At 69.6% G+C, this 21,755-nt stretch carries 19 protein-coding genes and 2 pseudogenes; 10 read left to right on the top strand and 11 right to left on the bottom strand.

Annotated elements, in window-relative coordinates:
• The first annotated feature begins 32 nt into the window (after positions 1-32).
• From ACIRP2_RS19325 to ACIRP2_RS19300, 6 genes are all read left to right on the top strand, one after another.
• Complete coding sequence (locus ACIRP2_RS19325) at positions 33-3,083, top strand: SulP family inorganic anion transporter (RefSeq protein WP_404251726.1); 3,051 nt, start codon at positions 33-35, stop codon at positions 3,081-3,083.
• Positions 3,084-3,276: 193 nt separating this feature from the next.
• Positions 3,277-5,277 carry an acetate--CoA ligase gene (acs, locus tag ACIRP2_RS19320; protein WP_404251724.1) on the top strand — a complete coding sequence of 667 codons (2,001 nt, stop codon included), beginning with the start codon at positions 3,277-3,279 and terminating at the stop codon, positions 5,275-5,277.
• 236 nt (positions 5,278-5,513) lie between these two features.
• A complete protein-coding gene (gene nhaA, locus ACIRP2_RS19315) occupies positions 5,514-6,920 on the top strand; it encodes a Na+/H+ antiporter NhaA (protein WP_404251958.1) in 1,407 nt (468 codons plus the stop codon).
• A 47-nt stretch (positions 6,921-6,967) separates the two neighbouring features.
• Positions 6,968-7,501, top strand: coding sequence for a phage holin family protein (locus ACIRP2_RS19310; RefSeq protein ID WP_404251722.1), 534 nt, complete (start codon positions 6,968-6,970; stop codon positions 7,499-7,501).
• Positions 7,498-8,619, top strand: coding sequence for an alpha/beta fold hydrolase (locus ACIRP2_RS19305; protein ID WP_404251720.1), 1,122 nt, complete (start codon positions 7,498-7,500; stop codon positions 8,617-8,619). The genes ACIRP2_RS19310 and ACIRP2_RS19305 overlap by 4 nt, the downstream gene beginning before the upstream one ends.
• 106 nt (positions 8,620-8,725) lie before the next feature.
• Positions 8,726-8,929, top strand: coding sequence for a hypothetical protein (locus tag ACIRP2_RS19300; protein WP_351077145.1), 204 nt, complete (start codon positions 8,726-8,728; stop codon positions 8,927-8,929).
• A 64-nt stretch (positions 8,930-8,993) separates the two neighbouring features.
• Here the strand turns inward: ACIRP2_RS19300 and ACIRP2_RS19295 are convergent, their stop codons facing one another.
• From ACIRP2_RS19295 to nth, 5 genes and pseudogenes are all read right to left on the bottom strand, one after another.
• Positions 8,994-9,314 (bottom strand): M55 family metallopeptidase, encoded by a 321-nt coding sequence (locus ACIRP2_RS19295; RefSeq protein ID WP_404251718.1) that lies wholly within the window; start codon positions 9,312-9,314, stop codon positions 8,994-8,996.
• A gap of 44 nt (positions 9,315-9,358) precedes the next feature.
• A pseudogene (locus tag ACIRP2_RS19290) lies at positions 9,359-9,844 on the bottom strand (IS5 family transposase); the annotation flags it as partial.
• A gap of 76 nt (positions 9,845-9,920) precedes the next feature.
• A complete protein-coding gene (locus ACIRP2_RS19285; RefSeq protein WP_404251716.1) occupies positions 9,921-11,126 on the bottom strand; it encodes a MarP family serine protease in 1,206 nt (401 codons plus the stop codon).
• Positions 11,127-11,214: 88 nt separating this feature from the next.
• A complete protein-coding gene (locus ACIRP2_RS19280) occupies positions 11,215-12,054 on the bottom strand; it encodes an NUDIX hydrolase (RefSeq protein WP_404251713.1) in 840 nt (279 codons plus the stop codon).
• A 62-nt stretch (positions 12,055-12,116) separates the two neighbouring features.
• Positions 12,117-13,130, bottom strand: coding sequence for an endonuclease III (gene nth, locus ACIRP2_RS19275; protein WP_404251711.1), 1,014 nt, complete (start codon positions 13,128-13,130; stop codon positions 12,117-12,119).
• Between the two features lie 286 nt (positions 13,131-13,416).
• Here nth and ACIRP2_RS19270 point away from each other — a divergent pair, with 286 nt between their 5' ends.
• On the top strand, positions 13,417-14,091 hold the full coding sequence (locus tag ACIRP2_RS19270; RefSeq protein WP_073756902.1) for a Crp/Fnr family transcriptional regulator: 675 nt from the start codon (positions 13,417-13,419) through the stop codon (positions 14,089-14,091).
• A 117-nt stretch (positions 14,092-14,208) separates the two neighbouring features.
• On the opposite strand, the gene ACIRP2_RS19265 is transcribed toward ACIRP2_RS19270, so the two are convergent.
• The 4 genes from ACIRP2_RS19265 to ACIRP2_RS19250 form a co-directional block, all read right to left on the bottom strand.
• Positions 14,209-15,042 carry an MBL fold metallo-hydrolase gene (locus ACIRP2_RS19265; RefSeq protein WP_404251709.1) on the bottom strand — a complete coding sequence of 278 codons (834 nt, stop codon included), beginning with the start codon at positions 15,040-15,042 and terminating at the stop codon, positions 14,209-14,211.
• Positions 15,039-15,953: an NUDIX hydrolase gene (locus tag ACIRP2_RS19260; protein WP_404251707.1), complete on the bottom strand. Its 915-nt coding sequence runs from the start codon at positions 15,951-15,953 to the stop codon at positions 15,039-15,041. The genes ACIRP2_RS19265 and ACIRP2_RS19260 overlap by 4 nt, the downstream gene beginning before the upstream one ends.
• 194 nt (positions 15,954-16,147) lie before the next feature.
• Entirely contained in the window at positions 16,148-16,618 is a 471-nt protein-coding gene (locus ACIRP2_RS19255; RefSeq protein ID WP_404251705.1) for a RidA family protein, read from the bottom strand.
• Positions 16,618-16,776, bottom strand: a complete 159-nt coding sequence (locus ACIRP2_RS19250) for a DUF4177 domain-containing protein (protein ID WP_003967454.1) — start codon at positions 16,774-16,776, stop codon at positions 16,618-16,620. Before ACIRP2_RS19250 ends, ACIRP2_RS19255 begins: the two co-directional genes overlap by 1 nt.
• 71 nt (positions 16,777-16,847) lie before the next feature.
• On the opposite strand from ACIRP2_RS19250, the gene ACIRP2_RS19245 reads away from it, so the two are divergent.
• Positions 16,848-17,834 carry an ArsA family ATPase gene (locus ACIRP2_RS19245; RefSeq protein WP_404251703.1) on the top strand — a complete coding sequence of 329 codons (987 nt, stop codon included), beginning with the start codon at positions 16,848-16,850 and terminating at the stop codon, positions 17,832-17,834.
• Between the two features lie 242 nt (positions 17,835-18,076).
• Complete coding sequence (locus ACIRP2_RS19240) at positions 18,077-19,519, top strand: ArsA family ATPase (protein ID WP_404251701.1); 1,443 nt, start codon at positions 18,077-18,079, stop codon at positions 19,517-19,519.
• Between the two features lie 13 nt (positions 19,520-19,532).
• Here ACIRP2_RS19240 and ACIRP2_RS19235 read toward each other — a convergent pair whose 3' ends face one another.
• The gene (locus ACIRP2_RS19235; RefSeq protein WP_187438703.1) at positions 19,533-19,883 is read right to left on the bottom strand and encodes a WhiB family transcriptional regulator; all 351 of its coding nucleotides are present in this window, start codon (positions 19,881-19,883) and stop codon (positions 19,533-19,535) included.
• 532 nt (positions 19,884-20,415) lie between these two features.
• Between ACIRP2_RS19235 and ACIRP2_RS19230 the strand changes: the two genes are divergently transcribed.
• Entirely contained in the window at positions 20,416-20,901 is a 486-nt protein-coding gene (locus ACIRP2_RS19230; protein WP_404251956.1) for a DUF4265 domain-containing protein, read from the top strand.
• Between the two features lie 32 nt (positions 20,902-20,933).
• Here the strand turns inward: ACIRP2_RS19230 and ACIRP2_RS19225 are convergent.
• A pseudogene (locus ACIRP2_RS19225) lies at positions 20,934-21,692 on the bottom strand (transposase); the annotation flags it as partial.
• Positions 21,693-21,755: the final 63 nt, after the last annotated feature.

The raw sequence follows: 21,755 nt of genomic DNA, 5'->3' as shown, positions 1-21,755 counted from the left end.
CGCGACCGCGCTGCCCCGGAGGAGACGGGAACATGTCTGCCTGCGTCCCCACTCGTCATGACCACACATCCCGTAGTTCGCGCCCACACCGCGCCTCGGGAGTCAAGCGACCACACAGCCCGCCACCGCCACCACGTGGCGGACGATTCCGCATCGCGGGCGCCGACCTGTCCGCATCGATCACGGTCTTCCTGCTCGCCGTCCCCATGTCGCTCGGCCTCGCCGTCGCGATGGACGCCCCACTGGAGGCCGGCCTCATCTCCGCCGCGATCGGCGGCATCGTCGCCGGGCTGCTCGGCGGCACACCACTCCAGGTCAGCGGACCGTCCGCCGGACTGACCGTGGTCACAGCCGAGTTGATCCAGACCTACGGCTGGCGCACCACCTGCGCGATCACCATCGGCGCCGGACTGTTGCAGATCCTGCTGGGCTCACTACGGGCGGCACGCAGCGCCCTCGCCGTCAGCCCTGCCATCGTGCACGGCACCCTCGCCGGAATCGGCGTCGCCATCGCCCTCGCCCAGGTACACATCGTTCTCGGCGGTTCGCCGCAGAGTTCGGCGGTCGCCAATTCTCTTGCACTCCCGGACCAGTTGGGGCGGGTGAGTCCGGCCGCCCCGCTGATCGGTTTGCTGACCATCACGATTCTGGTCCTGTGGCCACGGCTTCCGGGACGCATCGGTCGAGTGGTACGGCGGATTCCGGCTGCCCTCGCCGCGGTGGTGACCGCGACGGCGGTGGCTGCGGTCGCGGCGCCCGGGGTCGCCCGGGTCGACCTGCCGTCCTGGCGCTCGCATGTCCTGCCGGAGATGCCGCGCGGTCCGGTACTCGCCCTGGCCACCGCGGTGTTCACCGTGATGTTGGTGGCGAGCCTGGAGTCACTGCTCGCCGCAGTCGCCGTGGACAAGCTCTCGGCCGACCGCGCCGGGGAGCGGACTTCCGCCCGTTCCAAGGCCGGCTTGGCGTCCGAACCAGCTTCGATGTCGGGGGCGCGGACGACATCGACCCGGGTCTCGACACCGGCCCCGGATTCGAAACCGGGCTCGCCACCATCCCCGCCCGGCTCGACCCCGACCTCGGTTGCGAAACCGCCCCCGAACCCGAACCCCGTCTCGGGTTCCGGCCCAGGCTCGACCTCGCCTCCGCCACCCTCTTCTTCTCCGCCTCCGCCCTCGTCCCTGGCCGCACCGACACCCTCGGCCCCGCCGACGACACCCGCTCCAGCACTCGTCGGACGATCCGATCTCGATCGTGAGCTGCGGGCCCAGGGCATCGCCAACACTCTCTCCGGGCTGGTGGGCGGGCTGGCGGTGTCCGGGGGTGCGGTGCGCAGTTCCGCGAACGTGCGGGCCGGGGCGACGAGCCGTGCCTCCACCGTGCTGCACGGTGTCTGGGTGGTGCTCGCGACCGGGCTGCTTGTCACCGTGCTGGAATGGATTCCGCTCGCCGCGCTCGCCGCGCTGGTCATGATGGTCGGCATCAAGATGGTGAGTCTCGCCCACATCCGCAACGTCCACAGGCACCGGGAATTCCTGGTGTACGGGGCGACGATCAACGGAGTGGTCCTCTTCGGGGTACTCAAGGGTGTGGCGATCGGCATCGCGGTGGCCGTGGCCGTCGCCCTGCACCGGCTGGCACGGACCAGGATCACCGTGCTCGATCAGAATGGACAGCATCTGGTCGTCGTACGAGGGCAGTTGACGTTCCTCGCGGTACCTCGCCTCAGCCGGACTCTCGCCCAGCTGCCGCAGGGCGGTGATGCCGTCGTCGAGTGGGACGGCTTCTTCATGGACCACGCGGCGTACGAGACGATCCAGGACTGGAGCCTTGCCCAAACCGCCCACGGCGGCCGGGTCGTCTTCACCGGAAGGTCCGGCGGCCGGATCGCCGAACCCGCGTCAGCGGCGCACTCCTGCTGCCGCCCCTGGACACCGTGGCGGAACCATCACTGCCACGACCAACCCGAGCAGCCGTCCGAGACCCGTCACGGCCCGGACAACCCCTTCGGCAACGAGCGCCTCTGTGCGGACCCCGCCTCGGTCGCCGCTCGGAACCCGGCCCCCGGCACCGACGACACCTCCGTCCCCGCGCTCGGAGCCCCCGGCGCTCCCGCCCCGGCCGCCTCACCCACCGCCACCCCGCGTCGGACCGGGGGCAACCGCCTGGTCAACGGTCTGAGTTCGTTCCAGCGCAACACCGCCCCGCTGGTGCGCGAGGAGCTGGCCCGGTTGGCCCGCGAGGGCCAGCGCCCCTCCCAGCTCTTCATCACCTGCGCCGACTCCCGCCTCGTCACCAGCATGATCACGGCCAGCGGCCCGGGTGATCTGTTCACCGTGCGGAACGTCGGCAATCTGGTGCCGCCGCCGGGTGCCGAGTCGGGTGACGACTCGGTGGGCGCCGCGATCGAGTACGCGGTGGATGTGCTGAGGGTGGATTCCATCACCGTCTGTGGCCACTCCGGCTGCGGCGCGATGCAGGCACTGCTCGGAGCCGAGCCGGATCCGGACACTCCGCGGACCTCCCTGTGGCGCTGGCTGAGACACGGTCTGCCGAGCCTGGAACGGATGGCGTCGCGGCATCACGCCTGGGCCCGGATCTCCGGCCGGCTGCCGGCCGATTCGCTGGAGCAGCTCTGCCTCACCAATGTGGTCCAGCAACTGGACCATCTGCGCGCCCATGAAGCAGTGGCGAGGCGGCTCGCCGAGGGCACACTCCGGTTGCACGGGATGTACTTCCACGTGGGTGAGGCACAGGCCTATCTGCTGACGGAGGACGCGAGTGCCGGGTTCGCCCTCGACGAGGTCTTCGACCGCGTGGGCCCCGACGACACCCACGCCGCATCCGATGCCCGAGCCGCAGGTGGCAAACACACCCTGGGCGAAGCCCACGCTTCCGGCGACACCAACCTCCCGGCCGGATTCCCCGCCTCCGGCGCCACCGACACCCCGGCCGAATTCTCCACCTCCGGCCACACCCGTCCCCCGTCCGAATCCCGCACCTCGGACGGCCGGGATGCCTCCGGGGACACCACCGTCCCGGGCGATCCCTCCGGTCCGGACGATCGGGCACGTACCGGCGTCTGAACCACACGCGCCTCCGGTCCGTGAGATTTTGTGGTCCCGCCTCCACATCGCACCGCGCCGTGTCGCTCCACTCCGCACCGCGGCACGCCGCACCACACCGCGCATGGAGGCGGGTGGTGTCTCCATACACGAGACACAGGTCTAAACCAATTCCGGGCAGACACTTGTCACCCGGCCTTTGGCCTGATGAGCTATGCCCCGGGACACAACGGACACCCTGGGAATGGGAGATGTCGTGAGCAACGAAAGCCTGGCCAATCTGCTCAAGGAGGAGCGGCGGTTCGCACCGCCTGCCGATCTGGCTGCCGACGCCAACGTCAAAGCGGAGGCGTACGAGCAGGCCGAGGCGGACCGGCTGGGCTTCTGGGCCGAGCAGGCCCGTCGCCTGACCTGGGCCACGGAGCCGACCGAGACGCTCGACTGGAGCAACCCGCCCTTCGCGAAGTGGTTCGCGGACGGCAGGCTCAACGTCGCGTACAACTGCGTGGACCGCCACGTCGAGGCCGGCAACGGCGACCGGGTCGCCATCCACTTCGAGGGCGAGCCCGGCGACAGCCGCGCCATCACCTACGCCGACCTGAAGGACGAGGTCTCGCGCGCCGCGAACGCGCTCATCGAGCTCGGTGTCGGCAAGGGCGACCGGGTCGCCGTCTATCTGCCGATGATCCCCGAGGCCGCCATCGCGATGCTGGCCTGTGCCAGGATCGGTGCCGCGCACTCGGTGGTCTTCGGCGGCTTCTCCGCCGACGCCATCGCCGCCCGTATCCAGGACGCGGACGCCAAGGTCGTCATCACCGCCGACGGCGGCTACCGCCGCGGCAAGCCGTCCGCGCTCAAGCCCGCAGTGGACGACGCCGTCTCCCGTATCGACGGTGTCGAGCACGTCCTCGTGGTGCGGCGCACCGGCCAGGACACCGCGTGGACCGAGGGCCGCGACGTCTGGTGGCACGAGATCACCGGACGGCAGTCCGCCGAGCACACTCCCGAGGCCTTCGAGGCGGAGCAGCCGCTCTTCATCCTCTACACCTCCGGTACGACGGGCAAGCCGAAGGGCATCCTGCACACCTCCGGCGGCTACCTCACGCAGGCGGCGTACACCCACAACGCGGTCTTCGACCTCAAGCCGGAGACCGATGTCTTCTGGTGCACCGCCGACATCGGCTGGGTGACCGGCCACTCGTACATCGTCTACGGCCCGCTGGCCAACGGTGCGACGCAGGTCATGTACGAGGGCACGCCGGACTCCCCGCACCAGGGGCGTTTCTGGGAGATCGTGCAGAAGTACGGCGTCACGATCCTCTACACCGCGCCGACCGCGATCCGTACGTTCATGAAGTGGGGTGACGACATCCCCGCCAAGTTCGACCTGAGCAGCCTCCGGGTCCTCGGTTCGGTCGGCGAGCCGATCAACCCCGAGGCGTGGATGTGGTACCGCAAGCACATCGGCGCCGACAAGTGCCCCATCGTGGACACCTGGTGGCAGACCGAGACCGGCGCGATGATGATCTCGCCGCTGCCCGGCGTGACGGAGACCAAGCCGGGCAGCGCCCAGCGCGCACTTCCCGGTATCTCCGCCACGGTCGTCGACGACGAGGCCAACGAGGTTCCGAACGGCGGGGGCGGCTACCTGGTCCTCACCGAGCCGTGGCCGTCGATGCTCCGCACCATCTGGGGCGACGACCAGCGTTTCATCGACACCTACTGGTCGCGCTTCGAGGGCAAGTACTTCGCGGGCGACGGCGCCAAGAAGGACGAGGACGGTGACATCTGGCTGCTCGGCCGGGTCGACGACGTGATGCTCGTGTCCGGGCACAACATCTCGACCACCGAGGTCGAGTCGGCACTCGTGTCGCACCCGTCGGTCGCCGAGGCCGCGGTGGTCGGCGCCGCCGACGAGACGACCGGCCAGTCCATCGTCGCGTTCGTGATACTGCGCGGTTCGGCCACCGCCTCCGACGAGCTCGTCGGGGAACTGCGCAACCACGTCGGCGCCACGCTCGGCCCGATCGCCAAGCCGAAGCGGATCCTGCCGGTCGCAGAGCTTCCGAAGACCCGCTCGGGCAAGATCATGCGGCGCCTGCTGCGTGACGTCGCCGAGAACCGCGAGCTGGGCGACGTCACGACGCTCACCGACTCCTCGGTGATGGACCTCATCCAGACCCAGCTGCCGTCCTCCTCCTCCTCCGAGGACTGAGCCCGGCCTCCCCCCAGGGCCGACCGCAGCAAGTACGTACCCGAGGGGCATCCGGCAACGCGCCGGGTGCCCCTCGGGCATTCAAAGTGAAGATCACCGCATACGGATCCGCGTACCCCGGGTACAGTGGCAAGCGCGTAAACAAAGCAATAAGAAATCTGGGTGTGCCGGGAAGTCTGGTCGGCAAGTGCATCAGCCATGCCATCGCTGCCGTACCGACCCGGAGGTCCTCGCTCGTGGCCGCGCCCACTCCCGCACCCCCTTCCTCGCGCCGTACCTTTCTGGGGCGTCTGTCCCTGCCCGAGCGGAACTATCTCGCAGATGCCCTGCGCACCGAGACCGTCGGCGGGGTCATCCTGCTGGTCGCCGCGATAGCCGCTCTGGTGTGGGCGAATACCTTCGGATCCGGTTACGCCGCCGTCAGCGACTTCCACTTCGGTCCCGGGTCGCTGGGCCTCAATCTCTCCGTGCAGCACTGGGCGGCGGACGGGCTGCTCGCGGTCTTCTTCTTCGTCGCGGGCGTGGAACTCAAGCGGGAACTGGTCGCGGGCGAACTGCGCGACCCCAAGGCGGCCGCTCTCCCGGTCGTCGCCGCGCTGTGCGGAATGGCCGTTCCGGCCGTCGTCTACACACTCGTGGCGGTGTTCGGCGGAGGCTCCACGGGCGGCTGGGCCGTCCCCACCGCCACCGACATCGCCTTCGCGCTCGCCGTCCTCGCGGTCATCGGCACCTCGCTGCCGAACGCGCTGCGCGCCTTTCTGTTGACTCTCGCCGTCGTCGACGACCTCTTCGCGATCCTGATCATCGCGATCTTCTTCACCGAGAAGATCAACTTCATGGCGCTGCTCGGCGCCTTCATCGGTCTGGCCGTCTTCTATCTGCTGCTGCGCAGGAACGTGCGCGGCTGGTACATCTACGTGCCGCTCGCCCTGATCATCTGGGGCCTCATGTACAACAGCGGCATCCACGCCACGATCGCCGGTGTCGCCATGGGCCTGATGCTCCGCTGCGTCCGGCGTGAGGGCGAGACCCACTCCCCCGGCGAGCACATCGAGCACCTGATCCGCCCGCTGTCGGCCGGTGTCGCCGTGCCTCTGTTCGCCCTCTTCTCGGCCGGTGTCTCCCTCTCCGGCGGCGCACTGGCGGATGTCTTCACCCGGCCGGAGACGCTCGGTGTCGTCCTGGGGCTCGTCGTCGGCAAGACAGTGGGCATCTTCGGCGGTACGTGGCTGGCCACCCGCTTCACCAAGGCCGAGCTGAACAAGGACCTGGCCTGGGCGGACGTCTTCGCGGTCGCCACGCTCGCCGGCATCGGCTTCACCGTCTCGCTGCTCATCGGCGAGCTGGCCTTCGCCGGCGACGAAGACATGATCAACGAGATCAAGGCCGCCGTGCTGCTCGGCTCCCTGACAGCCGCCGTGCTCTCCGGTGTACTGCTCAAACTCCGGGTCCGAAAGTACCGGACGCTGCACGAGGCCGAGGAACTCGACGAGGACGAGGACGGTGTGCCCGACGTGTACGAACAGGGTGACCCGGAGTACCACCTGCGCATGGCCGTGATCTACGAGAAGAAGGCGGCCGAGCACCGCCGTCTTGCCCAACTGGCGGGGGCAGCGAGCAGCAAGCCGGACAGTCCGGCATGATCTGACACCAGATGTGTTGAGCAGGAGAGCAGGAGAGGGAGTCAGGGATGAGCGACCCCGGCAACAACGCGGGCAGCGCCGACCGCAGTCTCGGACAGCTGGTCGCCGCGGCGACGGCCGAGATGTCCGCACTGGTGCACGACGAGATCGCCCTGGCCAAGGCCGAAGTGCGGCAGGACGTCAAGCGTGGCGTGACCGGGAGCGTGGCGTTCATCATCGCGGGCGTACTGGTTCTGTTCGCGATCCCGGTGCTGAGCTTCGCGGCGGCGTACGGGATCCACTACCTGGGGCTCGGACTGGCCTGGTCGTTCCTGATCGTGGGCGGCGCCTTCATCGTTCTGGGTGCGTTGCTCGCACTGTTCGCCGTCGCCAAGTTCAAGAAGGTGAAGCCGCCGGAGAAGTCCATCGCTTCGGCCAAGCAGACGGCGGCCGTGCTGCAGGGCGTCAAGCCGCATCCGCGGCCCGCCGTGACGGCCGGGGCGAGCCGTCCGGCCGTCACGGGCAGCACACGGACGGACAAGGCCTTGGAGAAGGCTCCGGTCCAGGACAAGGCGTCGGCTGTGGCACGCTCGTCCACATGACGGTCCCCGATTCCAGCGCATCCGACCCAGTAGGACCGGTAGGCCCGGAAGATCAGGTAGGTCCGGACGGCCGGGCTGCGGGCCTGGGCAGCCGGACGGACATGGACGGCCGGGAGGACGCGGACAGCTCCTCCGATCTCTCCGGCTCCTCCGATCCCTCCGGCCCGCCGAGTTCCTCCGCGTCACCCGACCCGGTGGGCACGGGCGGGCCCGTGCGGCTCGACGGGCCGTGGACCCACCGGGACGTGGCGGCCAACGGCGCCCGCTTCCACATCGCCGAGCTCGGCGAGGGGCCGCTGGTGCTGCTGCTGCACGGCTTCCCGCAGTTCTGGTGGACCTGGCGGCATCAGCTCACCGCGCTGGCCGACGCCGGTTTCCGCGCCGTGGCGATGGATCTGCGCGGAGTCGGCGGCAGCGACCGTACGCCGCGGGGGTACGACCCCGCCAACCTGGCGCTCGACATCACCGGGGTGATTCGCTCCCTCGGCGAACCGGACGCGGCCCTGGTCGGCCATGACATGGGCGGCTATCTCGCGTGGACGGCCGCGGTGATGCGGCCGAAGCTGGTCCGCCGCCTCGTGGTCTCCTCGATGCCGCATCCGCGCCGCTGGCGCTCCTCGATGCTCTCCGACTTCGCACAGACCCGGGCGGGCTCGTACGTCTGGGGTTTCCAGCGCCCGTGGGTACCGGAGCGTCAGCTCGTCGCGGACGACGGCGCGTTGGTGGGCCGGCTGATCCACGACTGGGCGGGCCCCCGGACGCCGGAGTTCCCCGACGAGGCGACGGTGGACGTCTACCGCCGCGCGATGTGCATCCCGTCGACGGCGCACTGCTCGATCGAGCCGTACCGCTGGATGGTCCGCTCCCTGGCCCGTCCGGACGGAATCCAGTTCAACCGGCGGATGAAACGCCCGGTGCGGGTACCCACACTGCATGTGCACGGTTCACTCGATCCGGCGATCCGTACGCGGAGCGCGGCAGGCTCCGGCGAGTATGTCGAAGCGCCGTACCGTTGGCGACTTTTCGACGGTCTGGGGCACTTCCCCCACGAGGAGGATCCGGCCGGGTTCTCGGCCGAGCTCATCAACTGGCTCAAGGATCCCGAGCCCGATCGGTAGCCGTAAGGGCACACTTGTCCGACGAACAGCCAATTGCCCGGCGCATAGGCCAATTGGCTGACGGATGGGCGGTTACCGACCATGAGGCACGGGCAGACGTCGGGGTATGGGCTGGACGCACGACTTCGGTGACGCAGCACGCAACCGTCGCTCGACCGCCACGGCGGGTCCGAGCATTCATGAGGGGGGCGGCCCCCAGGGCCGGGTGCACGATATGCATGTTCTGCATGATCCCCAGCTCGGCATTCCGCGCATTCTGCGCCGACGGGCCCGCTGGGTCTCGGCGCGACTGCGCCATCCACGCGGATGAGGCCTGCCCCGGCCGGCCGGTGAGCGTTCACCGGCCGGGCCGGACCTGCAACGCTGTCTTCCGGCTACCACCGGCCAGTACGCGGCCGGCGCACACGGACGCGCTCGCTCAGCACACATGATGCGCCCGCGCGCGGCGAATGTGCCGGGAGCGACCGCACGCACCCGGAGCTGCCGCGCACGCCTCGCGCTGCGAGCAAGAACGTCCACCGGCCGACACGCCCGGCCACCCGCACGTCGGGAATGTCGTCGCTCATGGTGTGCGCCGGCCCGCCGCCTGCACGGGCGTGGTGGCCGACCGGCATGACGGCGTCGGTGTGTTCGTCGAGCCCGCCGAGCATGCCGGACGAGCGCGATTTGCCGCGTCCGCGGACCCTCGCAATCACAGCACCAAGGGCTGTCCCGTAATCCCTGGTGGATCAGCGCGCGGGTCGTGCACAGATGCAGCCGTTACGAGCACGGCGAGGACCAGGCCGAGGGTGTCGGTGATCAGGTGCCGCTTGCGTCCTTTGATCTTCTTGCCGGCGTCGATGCCCTGACTGGTCTCGGGCACGTTTGTAGAGGTCTTCACGCTCTGGGCGTCCACCACGGCCGCGGTCGGCTGGGTGCTGCGGCCGTGGGCTCGGCAGGTCTTGTCGCGTAACAGGTCGTGGACCTGCTGCGTGGTGCCGTCGGCTTCCCACTTGGCGTAGTAGTCGTACACGGTCTTGTAGGGCGGGAAGTCGTGCGGCAGTTACTCCCACGGGATGCCGGTGCGGTTGACGTAGAGGATGGCGTTGACGATCTCCCGCAGGTCGTGCACCCGGGCCGCCGTTCCGGGACCGGTTCATCTGGACCGCCATGCAGTGAAGACCGGCTCGATCAAGGCCCAGCGGGCATCGGACACATCACTGCGGTACGGACGGCGAGTACTCACACCCCGTGCAACGACCACCAACGCCACCAGTCACAAAAACATCCCAGAACACCAACTACCTGGATCAGATGCCCTCTTAGAGCGCGCACGACTGGCTGTCGACCTGCTGGTTGGCGGAGCGGCCGTGTGCGATGTCCTGGCGGATCTCGTCGGCCGTCAGGGCGTAGCCGGTCTCGGGGTCGTCGAGCGATTTCGCGAAAACGACTCCGTACACCTTTCCGTCCGTGGTCAGCAGTGGACCGCCGGAGTTGCCCTGCCGGACCGTCGCGTAGAGCGAGTACACGTCGCGTCGAACGGTTCCCCGGCGGTAGATGTCCGGGCCGTCGGCGTCGATGCGGCCCCGGACCCGCGCGGCACGTACGTCGTACGAGCCGTTCTCCGGGAAGCCCGCGACGATGGCGCTGTTCCCGGTCCGGGCGTCGTGGTCGGTGTCGGTGAACTTCAGCGGCTTCGCATGGAGATCCGGTACGTCGAGTACGGCGATGTCCCGGCGCCAGTCGTAGAGGACGACCTTCGCGTCGTACAGCCGCCCCTGGCCGCCGATCTGGACGGTCGGTTCGTCGACGCCGCCGACGACGTGGGCGTTGGTCATCACCCGGCGGTCGGAGAAGACGAATCCGGTGCCTTCGAGAACCTTGCCGCAGCTCGGGGCCGTACCGACGACCTTGACGATGGACTCCTTGGCGCGGGCCGCCACGGGGCTGCCGACCAGCGCCGGGTCCGGGGCGCGGACCTCGGTGATCGGCTCGTTGGCGAAGGGACTGAAGACCTGCGGGAAGCCGTTCTGCGCGAGGACGGAGGAGAAGTCCGTGAACCAGGTGGAGGCCTGGTTGGGCATCACGCGGGAGATGCCGAGCAGAACCGAGGAGCTGCGGACCTCCTTGCCCAGCGTCGGCAGTGACGTGCCCGCCAGCGCCGAACCGATGAGCCAGGCGACCAGCAGCATCGCGACGACATTGACCAGGGCGCCGCCGGTGGCATCGAGGGCGCGCGCGGGTGACCAGGTGATGTATCTGCGGAGCTTGTTCCCGAGGTGGGTGGTGAATGCCTGCCCCACCGAGGCACAGACGATCACGATGACGACGGCCACGACGGCTGCGGTCGATGAGACCTCGGAGCCGTTCGTCAGCTGGTCCCACAGGACCGGCAGAAGATAGACGGCGACGAGACCGCCTCCCAGGAACCCGATCACCGACAGGATGCCGACGACGAACCCCTGGCGATAGCCGATGACCGCGAACCACACGGCGGCGGCCAGCAGCAGGATGTCCAGCACGTTCACCGTCTATAGCCTCGCAGATTCGTCACCGGGCCCGTTCGTTCGGCTGGGTCCGGGCGGGGCCGGACGGCACAGCACGGGGGTCAGCCTGTCATGCGCGCCAGTCGAGCGGCACCTGCCTGGCGGCGTCCCACGGGCGCTCCCAGCCCGCGAAGTGGAGAATGCGGTCGATCACTCCGGCCGTGAAACCCCAGACCAGGGCGGATTCGACCAGAAATGCCGGGCCCCGATGGCCACTCGGATGGACCGTGGTCGCGCGATTGGCCGGATCCGTGAGATCCGCCACGGGAACGGTGAAGACCCGGGCGGTCTCACCCGGATCGACCACGCCGACCGGGCTCGGCGACCGCCACCAGCCGAGGACCGGCGTCACGACGAAGCCGCTCACGGGGATGTAGAGCCGGGGCAGCACGCCGAAGAGCTGGACCCCGCGCGGATCGAGGCCGGTCTCCTCCCGGGCCTCCCGCAGCGCGGCCCTGAGCGGCCCTGTCGTCGCCTGGTCGCCGTCCTCCGGGTCCAGGGCGCCACCGGGGAAGGAAGGCTGCCCAGCATGGGAGCGCAGGCTTCCGGCTCGCTCCATGAGGAGCAGCTCGGGCCCCCGCTCGCCCTCCCCGAACAGCACGAGTACGGCGGACTGCCGCCCGGCGCCGCTCTCGGGCGGCAGAAAGCGGCTGAGCTGGTCGGGCTCGATGGTCCGCGAGGCACGGGCCACGGGGTCGAGCCAGTCGGGCAGGCCCTCGGCCGTGATGGTGACGGCGGAGTCGTGCGCCGCATCCGCCGTTGCAGCGGCGGCCGCCGCTGCAACGGCCGCCGCCGGGCTGACCGCCGCAGGCGCCGTCGCAGCCTCCGCGACTCGATCACGCCGCGTCTGCTCGTGCGCGCTCTGTTCGTGCGTGCTCTGCTCTTGCGTGCTCTGTTCGTGCGTCTTCATAGGCACCCCTCGTCTCACAACGCCTGTCGTCACGCATTTCGTTCCGGAGCGGGCGCCGTGCGTCAGTCGGCTCCCAGAGCCGGCGCGGGCTTGCCGGGGTAGTCCGGCGGCGGGCTCAGCCGCTGGCCGGGCTGACCGCCCATCTCGTACTTCAGCAGCTTCCTGGCCTTCTCCGGGTCCGTCTCGCCCTCCCCGTACGCCGGGCAGAGCGGGGCGATCGGACAGGCGCCACAGGCGGGCTTGCGGGCGTGACAGATGCGGCGGCCGTGGAAGACGACGCGGTGGGAGAGCATCGTCCACTCGCTCCTGGGGAAGATCGCGCCGACCTCGGCCTCGACCTTCTCCGGGTCTTCCTGCTCCGTCCACTTCCAGCGGCGGACCAGGCGCCCGAAGTGGGTGTCGACCGTGATGCCGGGAACACCGAAGGCATTCCCGAGAACGACATTGGCGGTCTTGCGGCCGACCCCGGGAAGCGTGACGAGATCAGCGAGGCGTCCCGGCACCTCACCGCCGAAATCGTCTCTGATCGCCACGGAGAGACCTATCAGCGACCTGGTCTTGGCCCGGAAGAAGCCGGTCGGCCGAATCAGATCTTCCAGTTCCTCCGGGACGGCCGCGGCCATGTCCTCGGGCGTGGGGTAGGCGGCGAAGAGCGCGGGGGTGGTCTGGTTGACCCTCAGATCGGTGGTCTGGGCGGAGAGCACCGTGGCGACGAGAAGCTCGAAGGGGTTCCTGAAGTCCAGCTCGGGGTGGGCGTACGGGTAGAGCTCGGCGAGCTCACGGTTGATCCTGCGGGCCCGGCGGACCATCGCCAGCCGCGATTCCGGTTTCGTTCCGGCCTTCGTTCCGGCCTTCGCGGCTTTCACGGTGGCCTTCGTGGTGGCCTCCGCGCTGGATTCGGACGCGGCCTCCGTGGCGGTTCTGCCGCCCGATTTCCCGGCGGCTTTCGGTGCGGGCTTCGCGGCCCGCTTCGCCGCGGACTTCGCCGTCCGCCGGGTCGCAGCCCGGGTCGCGGGCTTCTCCGCTGCCGGCGCTCCGACCTTCGGGGCACGCCCGGCCGCGGCGCGTTTCGTCACTTTTTCCGGACTGCTCCCAGCCTGTTCGCCCACAGCGGAATCACGGCCTTCCGACACCCCACCAGCCCCCTTGGCCTGCGCTCTCACCGGCGATCTGGACACCCGGCCAGCCTAGAGCCACGCGCCGACATCCGCCCCGGCCGCAATGCATCCACCCCCAATCGGCCCCCTGCCGCACGGTTCGGCACGTCCGTGCGTCAAACTGGTTTGTGATTGATCGCACTGTTTTACCGTCCGGCATGATGGGGACCACGGTTCCCGGAACAGGCCGACAAGGAGAGAACTCGTGGACGACGTTCTGCGGCGCGCCCCGCTTTTCGCGGCGCTCGATGATGAGCAGGCCGCGGAGCTCCGCGCCTCGATGAGTGAGGTGACCCTCGCACGCGGCGACGCGCTCTTCCACGAGGGCGACCCGGGCGACCGCCTCTACGTGGTCACGGAGGGCAAGGTGAAGCTCCACCGCACCTCCCCCGACGGGCGCGAGAACATGCTGGCGGTCCTCGGCCCCGGCGAGCTGATCGGCGAGCTGTCGCTCTTCGACCCGGGCCCGCGTACGGCCACCGCGACCGCGCTGACCGAGGTCAAGCTCCTCGGCCTCGGCCACAGCGACCTCCAGCCCTGGCTGAACGCCCGTCCCGAGGTGGCCACCGCCCTGCTGCGCGCCGTCGCCCGCCGACTGCGCAAGACCAACGACCAGATGTCCGACCTGGTCTTCTCGGACGTCCCGGGCCGCGTCGCCCGCGCCCTCCTCGACCTGTCACGCCGCTTCGGTGTCCAGTCGGAGGAAGGCATCCACGTCGTCCACGACCTGACCCAGGAAGAGCTGGCCCAGTTGGTCGGCGCCTCCCGCGAAACGGTCAACAAGGCGCTCGCCGACTTCGCCGGACGTGGCTGGCTGCGCCTGGAGGCACGCGCCGTGATCCTGCTGGACGTGGAGCGCCTGGCGAAGCGGTCCCGCTAGCCGCCGGTCCGCCCCTGGTCCGCAGAACGCGCCCCGTCCGCCCGGACCGGGCCGACGGACAGGTGAGGTCTCGACTGCCTCCGTAAGGCCCCGCCTCCCGGCGGGGCCTTACGCATGTCACTGGATCAGCCCGTGCTCGCCCAGGTACTCCAGCTGCGCCAGGACCGAGAGCTCCGCCGCGGGCCACAGGGACCGGTCCACGTCCGCGTACACCTGCGCCACCACCTCCGACGCCGTCCGGTACCCGGCCTCGACCGCCGTCTCCACCTGGGCGAGCCGGTGCGCGCGGTGCGCGAGGTAGAACTCGACCGCGCCCTGCGCGTCTTCCAGGACCGGGCCGTGGCCCGGCAGCACCGTGTGCACGCCGTCGTCGATGGTCAGCGACCGCAGCCTCCGCAGCGAGTCGAGGTAGTCGCCGAGTCGCCCGTCCGGATGCGCGACGACCGTGGTGCCGCGTCCGAGGATCGTGTCCCCCGTCAGCACCGCCCCGTCTGCGGGCAGATGGAACGAGAGCGAGTCGGCGGTGTGCCCGGGGGTCGGCACGACACGCAGTTCCAGCCCTCCGGTGGTGATCACATCCCCCGCCGTCAGGCCCTCGTCGCCCAGCCGCAGCACCGGGTCCAGGGCACGCACGTTCGTACGGGTCAGCTCGGCGAAGCGTGCCGCGCCCTCCGCGTGATCGGGATGTCCGTGGGTGAGCAGGGTGAGCGCGATCCGGCGCCCCGCCCGCTCTGCGGTGTCCATGACGGCCCGCAGATGCACGTCGTCCAGCGGCCCCGGGTCGATGACGACCGCGAGGTCCGAATCCGGCTCGGCGACGATCCAGGTGTTGGTGCCGTCCAGCGTCATCGCCGAGGCGTTGGGCGCCAGGACATTGACGGTACGCGTGGTGGCCGGGCCGGACAGGACGCCGCCGCGTGGCTGTCCGGGCAGCGCGGCCGCGTCGCTCATACGGCTTCACCTCCCCCGCCACCGCCACCGGCCGACCCGCGCGGGATGTGTTTGGTGAACTCGTCGTGCCCCGGCCAGCTCAGCACCAGCTCATCACCCTCCAGCCGTGCCTGTGCCAGCACGGGGGTGAGGTCCTGGGAATCCGCCGCCTTCAGGGCCTCGGCAGCCGTCCCGTACGGCCTGAGCGCCCGCAGCGTCGAAACAGTCGGCGGCATCATCAGCAATTCGCCCCTGTCGTACCCGTCGGCCGCCTCGCCGGGCCGGATCCACACGGTGCGGTCGGCCTCCGTGGAGGCGTTGCGGGTGCGCTGGCCCTCGGGAAGCGCGGCGACGAAGAACCAGGTGTCGTAGCGACGCGGCTCGAACTCGGGGGTGATCCAGCGCGCCCAGGCACCCAGCAGGTCGGAGCGCAGCACCAGACCGCGTCGGTCCAGGAACTCCGCGAAGGACAGCTCCCGGGCGACCAGCGCCTCTCGGTCGGCCTCCCAGTCGGCGCCGGTGGTGTCGCTGACGACCGTGTCGGCGGTCGGGCCGGCGAGAAGGACGCCCGCCTCCTCGTACGTCTCACGGACCGCCGCGCAGACGACGGCCTGGGCCTCGGCCCTCGTCCCGACACCGAGGCGCTCGGCCCAGCTCTCCAGCGCGGGTCCGGCCCAGTCGACGAGCCGGTCGTCGTCGCGCGGGTCGACTCCGCCACCCGGATAGGCGTACGCCCCGCCCGCAAAGGCCATGGAGGCGCGGCGGCGCAGCATGTGGACCGCGGGGCCGCCCTCGGTGCCCGGGGCAGGATCCCGGAGCAGCATCACGGTCGCGGCACGTCTCGGGGTCGCGGCCGTCAGCTCACCGGCGGCGAGTGCCCGGATCCGGTCGGGCCATTCCGGTGGGTACCACTGACCATTGGACTTGGACATGGCCGGAGGCTATCCGGAACCGCGACGATGTTCGAGAGGCATGTCGATCCGTACATGCCTCGTACACACATGATCCCGCCCGGTCGCGACGACCGGACGGGATCGGAGGGCCGCCGACGGACGATCAGCGGACGGACGGCGACCTCGCGCCGAGGTCCCGCAGCGGAACGTACGGCTCAAGTCCCTCCGCTGCCTCAGGCCCCGACCAGCTCGACCTGGACCTCGACCTCCACCGGTGCGTCCAGCGGCAGCACAGCGACGCCCACCGCGCTGCGTGCGTGCACGCCCTTGTCCCCGAGGACCGCGCCCAGCAGCTCGCTGGCACCGTTGATCACGGCGGGCTGGCCGGTGAAGTCGGCGGCCGAGGCGACGAAGCCCACGACCTTCACCACGCGCGCGATCCGGTCCAGGTCGCCCGCGACGGACTTCACGGCGGCCAGCGCGTTGAGCGCGCAGGTCTTCGCCAGCTCCTTGGCCTCGTCGGGTGTGACCTCCGCACCGACCTTGCCGGTGACCGCGAGCTTGCCGTCCACCATCGGCAGCTGGCCGGAGGTGTACACGTACACCCCGGACTGCACGGCCGGCTGGTACGAGGCCAGCGGCGGTACGACGTCCGGCAGCGTCAGCCCGAGGTCGGCGAGCTTCGCCTCGACGGAACCCGCCATTACGCCTTCTCCCGCTTCAGGTAGGCCACGAGCTGCTCGGGGTTGTTCGGGCCGGGAACGACCTGGACCAGCTCCCAGCCGTCCTCGCCCCAGGTGTCCAGAATCTGCTTCGTCGCGTGCACGAGAAGGGGCACGGTCGCGTATTCCCACTTGGTCATGGCCCGACTGTAATGCCTGGCACGCACAGCCTCGTGCGTAGGCCGTGGCCCGACTGGTTAGGCTCGAATACGTGAGCAGGTTCCAGGTCGTCAGCGGCAAGGGTGGTACCGGTAAGACCACGGTCGCCGCCGCCCTCGCGCTCGCCCTCGCGGCCGAGGGCAGGCGCACCCTCCTCGTGGAGGTAGAGGGCAGGCAGGGCATCGCCCAGCTCTTCGAGACGGAGTCCCTTCCGTACGAGGAGCGCAAGATCGCCGTCGCGCCGGGGGGCGGCGAGGTGTACGCCCTCGCGATCGACGCGGAGCGCGCCCTTCTCGACTATCTCCAGATGTTCTACAAGCTCGGCAGCGCGGGCCGGGCGCTCAAGAAGCTCGGTGCGATCGACTTCGCCACGACCATCGCGCCCGGCGTACGCGACGTACTGCTGACCGGCAAGGCCTGCGAGGCCGTACGCCGCAAGGACAAGCAGAACCGGTACGTCTACGACTACGTGATCATGGACGCCCCGCCCACGGGGCGCATCACACGCTTCCTCAACGTCAATGACGAGGTGGCGGGGTTGGCCCGGATCGGCCCGATACACAATCAGGCACAGGCCGTGATGAGGGTGCTGAAGTCCCCCGAGACCGCGGTCCATCTGGTGACACTGCTCGAGGAGATGCCCGTCCAGGAGACCGCGGACGGCATCGCGGAGCTCCGGGCCGCCGAACTGCCGGTCGGCCGGGTCATCGTGAACATGGTGCGACCGCATCTGCTGGACGAGGGCGCGCTGCGCGCCGCGGCCGGTGGCCGCCGCAAGGAGATCGCCAAGGCACTGACGCGGGCGGGTGTGACCGGCTCCGCGGGGCTCGTGCGCCCTCTGGTCGAGCAGGCCGCCGAACACGCCCAGCGGGTCGAGCTGGAGCGCGAGCAGCGTGCGGTGCTCGCCGGTCTGGAGCTGCCGGGGTACGAACTCCCGCTGATCGGCGAGGGAATGGACCCCGCCGGGCTCTACGACCTGGCGACCGAACTGCGCAAGCAGGGCGTGGGGGACGGGGCGGGCGAAGGGGTGGGTACGTGACACAGGGCACGAGTACGGGTGCCGGCGCCGGCACAACCACGGGTACCGGCACCGAATCGGCCGCAACCACCGCCTCAGGCATAGACACAGCCCCGGGCTCGGCCACCACCAAGGTCACCACCACAACCACGGGCACAAGCACGTCTGTGCCCGCGGACCGGGTCACGGACACGGACGGGGTCGAGAACGCCGTCCCGTCCGCATTCGCCTCCACGGACGTGCCCGCGTCCATGCCTGCACCCATGAACAAAGCCGCCAGAACGGACACCGGCGCAAGCGCCGCCACGGACAAGCCCACGGCCGTCACCACGTCGCCCGCCCAGGACCCCGCGCCCTCGCTCGCCCCCGTGCTGGACACCGACGCGCTGCTGGACGATCCCAAGATCCGAATCGTCGTGTGCTGCGGTTCCGGTGGAGTGGGCAAGACCACGACCGCCGCGGCGCTGGGCGTACGGGCGGCCGAGCGGGGCCGCAAGGTCGTCGTCCTCACCATCGACCCGGCCCGCAGGCTCGCCCAGTCCATGGGCATCGACTCGCTGGACAACATCCCGCGCCGGGTGCCGGGCATCACGGGCGAGGGCTCCGGGGAACTGCACGCCATGATGCTCGACATGAAGCGGACCTTCGACGAGATCGTCGAGGCGCACGCGGACGGCGAGCGGGCCCGCGCGATCCTGGAGAACCCCTTCTACCAGTCCCTGTCGGCCGGTTTCGCGGGCACGCAGGAGTACATGGCGATGGAGAAGCTCGGCCAGTTGCGCGCGCGCAACGAGTGGGACCTGATCATCGTCGACACACCACCGTCGCGCTCCGCACTGGACTTCCTGGACGCGCCCAAGCGGCTCGGTTCGTTCCTGGACGGAAAGTTCATCAAGCTGTTGATGGCCCCGGCGAAGATGGGCGGTCGCGCCGGGATGAAGTTCCTCAACGTGGGCATGTCGATGATGACCGGCACCCTCGGCAAGCTGCTCGGCGGTCAGTTCCTGCGCGACGTGCAGACCTTCGTGGCGGCGATGGACACCATGTTCGGCGGCTTCCGGACCCGGGCCGACGCCACGTACAAACTCCTGCAGGCGCCGGGTACGGCGTTCCTCGTCGTCGCGACACCGGAGCGGGACGCGCTGCGCGAGGCGGCGTACTTCGTGGAACGGCTGGCCGCGGAGGAGATGCCGCTGGCCGGCCTGGTGCTCAACCGTGTCCACGGCAGCGACGCCGCCCGGCTCTCCGCCGAGCGCGCCCTGGCAGCCGCAGAAAATCTTGACGGGGTCGGCATTGTGGATCAGACGGCCGGGAAGGCTGGACTTCGTGACCCGGCCGACTGGTCGGTAGCTTCTCCCGAAGCCGTCGCCGCCCCCGTTGCCGCCCAGAAGGACATCGAGGAACGCGAGTTGGACCCCGAAACGACCCAAGACTCCGAAACGGATCCGGAAACGGCTTCCGAGACTGCTCCCGGTCCCGAGACCGCTTCCGTCGAGCAGCTGACCGCGGGCCTGTTGCGGTTGCACGCGGAACGTATGCAGGTGGTCGCGCGCGAGCGGCACACTCGCGACCGCTTCACCGCGCTGCATCCCGAGGTCGCCGTGACCGAAGTGGCCGCGCTGCCCGGTGATGTACATGACCTCGCAGGGCTCCGGGCCATCGGGGACCGGCTCGCGACCGGTTCCGCCCCGGCCGGAGCTGCGTAACCGCCCGCTCGCCCTATCCCACCGCGGCGTACCTCTCGTGCAGTTCGTCGTCGTCCAGTCCGATCGCCACGGGCAGGATGCCCGCGGACTGCTCGTACTCGCTGCGCGCGGTCTCCAGCAGTCGGCGCCAGGACGTGACGGTGGGCCGCCTGCGCAGCAGTGCCCGACGCTCACGCTCCGTCATTCCGCCCCACACGCCGAACTCGACGCGATTGTCCAGCGCATCGGCCAGGCACTCGGTCCGCACCGGACATCCGGTGCACACCGCCTTGGCCCTGTTCTGCGCTGCCCCTTGTACGAACAGTTCATCCGGATCAGTAGTGCGGCAGGCTGCCTGCGCACTCCAGTCGGTTACCCAGCCCATCACGGCGCCGTCCTCTCCCGAATCGAGGCTCCCCCACGGCGGTAGCGGCATATTCACCGCTGCCAGTTGAGGACGTTACGGAAGGCGGCGACAGCACAACACCCCCTTCGGGCCCAATCTTGGATGGCCCGAACGGACTATGCGTATGCGGCAGATCACCCAGGGGAGTGAGGTGAGGACATACGTGATTACCCCCCTGAATTCGGGACAGTTCTCCTGGATCACAACGGGCGTTCGATGACACAAGGGGTGAATTCGGGAGCGCCTGAACGTGTGGCCGGATCGTGCACGGGGGTTGATGCGAAACGGGACTGCTGTGACAGTTGAGAGCAGCTTAGGCCAAGGCATATACGTGTGTCCGGCGAATGAGAACGTAGACACCTCTCGTTGCTATGCCGTCAAGTTCTTGAGGTGTGCCCTCCGGACACCGCGCGGTCGTGGGGCCGCCTGTGACGACTGCGTAGCTCGTGCCGTCGAGGACGGATCGAGCAGCTCGGACCCGATACAGAGCACGATGGCCGGTTGGCGCAGGATGATGGCCATGGAGAGCGCGGTCGAGAAGATCAAGGTCTGGTTCCGTTTCGTTCCCCGAGAGGGATGGCTCCCGCAGGACACCGAGGGCCTGTGGGCGACGAGGCTCGACGTCGACACGGCCTGTGTGCAGAACGCCCCCTTCCTTCAGGACGGAGTGTCCGAGGGCGACGTCGTGCGGTTCCAGACCGACTCCGACGGCCTTCACTGGGCTGCCGAGCGGATCAGCGCTTCTGGCAACTGCGCGATTCGCGTGGTGCCTGTCCCCACCGGTCCCCTGGGGCGCAGCCCTCAGGCGGTGCATCAGCGCCTCGCGGCATTCGGACTCGGTGGCGAGGTCTTCAGCGATGACTTCCCCATGGTGGCCTTCACCGTGCCGTCCGGCGCGGACTTCGCCGGGATCAAGGCCCTCCTGGCTCAAGGGCAGGAGGAAGGTTGGTGGCATTTCGAGGTCGGCTGCGGCACGGACGAGTGGTGGAACGCCTGAGCGCTGCGGCCAGTCACCCTCACGGCAGCTGATCATGCAACCGCTGCCTCGGGCGTCAGTGATGGCGTGGGAAAGGCGAATTCTTCGGCGAAGAGCTCGCGCTTCTGGAGGCAGTGGTAGAGCTGTCCGATCAGGCGATTGAAGAGGTTGCGCTGGGCGGCCGCGTGCCAGTCGCCTTGTTCACGTCGGCGCCGGTAGTGGGCGTTGGCCCCGGTGGATGCCCGTAGTGAGGCGAAGGCCCAGAGGTAGCCCGCGTGGTTGAGCCTGTCGTTCTTCACCCAGCGTCTGGTGATGGCGGACTTCTTGCCGGAGGCACGGGTGATGGGTGAGGAGCCGGCATAAGCCTTGAGGCCGCGGGCGTCGGCGAAGCGGGTGCGGTCGTCCCCGATCTCGGCCAGGACGCGGGCGGCGAGTTGGGGGCCGAGTCCGGGGAAGCTCAGCAGGATCTCGGCGTCTGGGTGCTGTGGAAAGGCCTCTTCGGCGGCTTCGGAGAGCTGGTCGGCGGCGGTGCAGGCTGCGTCCAGCTGGATGAGGAGAGCGAGCATCTGCTTTCCGAGCGCGTCCTCGACCAGCGGAGGCTGATGGGCCCACTCGGCGCGGAAGACCTCGCGAAGGCGGTCAGCCTCGGCTTCGATGCCGCGCTGGCGGCCGGCTCGCTTCAGCGCGGCCTGGATCTGGGTGCGGGTCAGCCGTGCGGCCCGCGTCGGGTTCGGTGCGGTCCTGAGGAGCTCACGGGCCTCCGGTCGGCACAGGCCGTTGGTAATCCCAGGCCTCGACCGCAGTGCGGTCGGGCCGCCACCTCACTATCCGTTCGTGACACCAGCGCACCCCACGGGCCTCGGTCTATGCGGGAG

Origin of the sequence: Streptomyces sp. NPDC101194 (assembly GCF_044767885.1) — a bacterium.
Taxonomy (GTDB): Bacteria; Actinomycetota; Actinomycetes; order Streptomycetales; family Streptomycetaceae; genus Streptomyces.
This window is presented reverse-complemented; position numbering and strand designations above follow the sequence as displayed.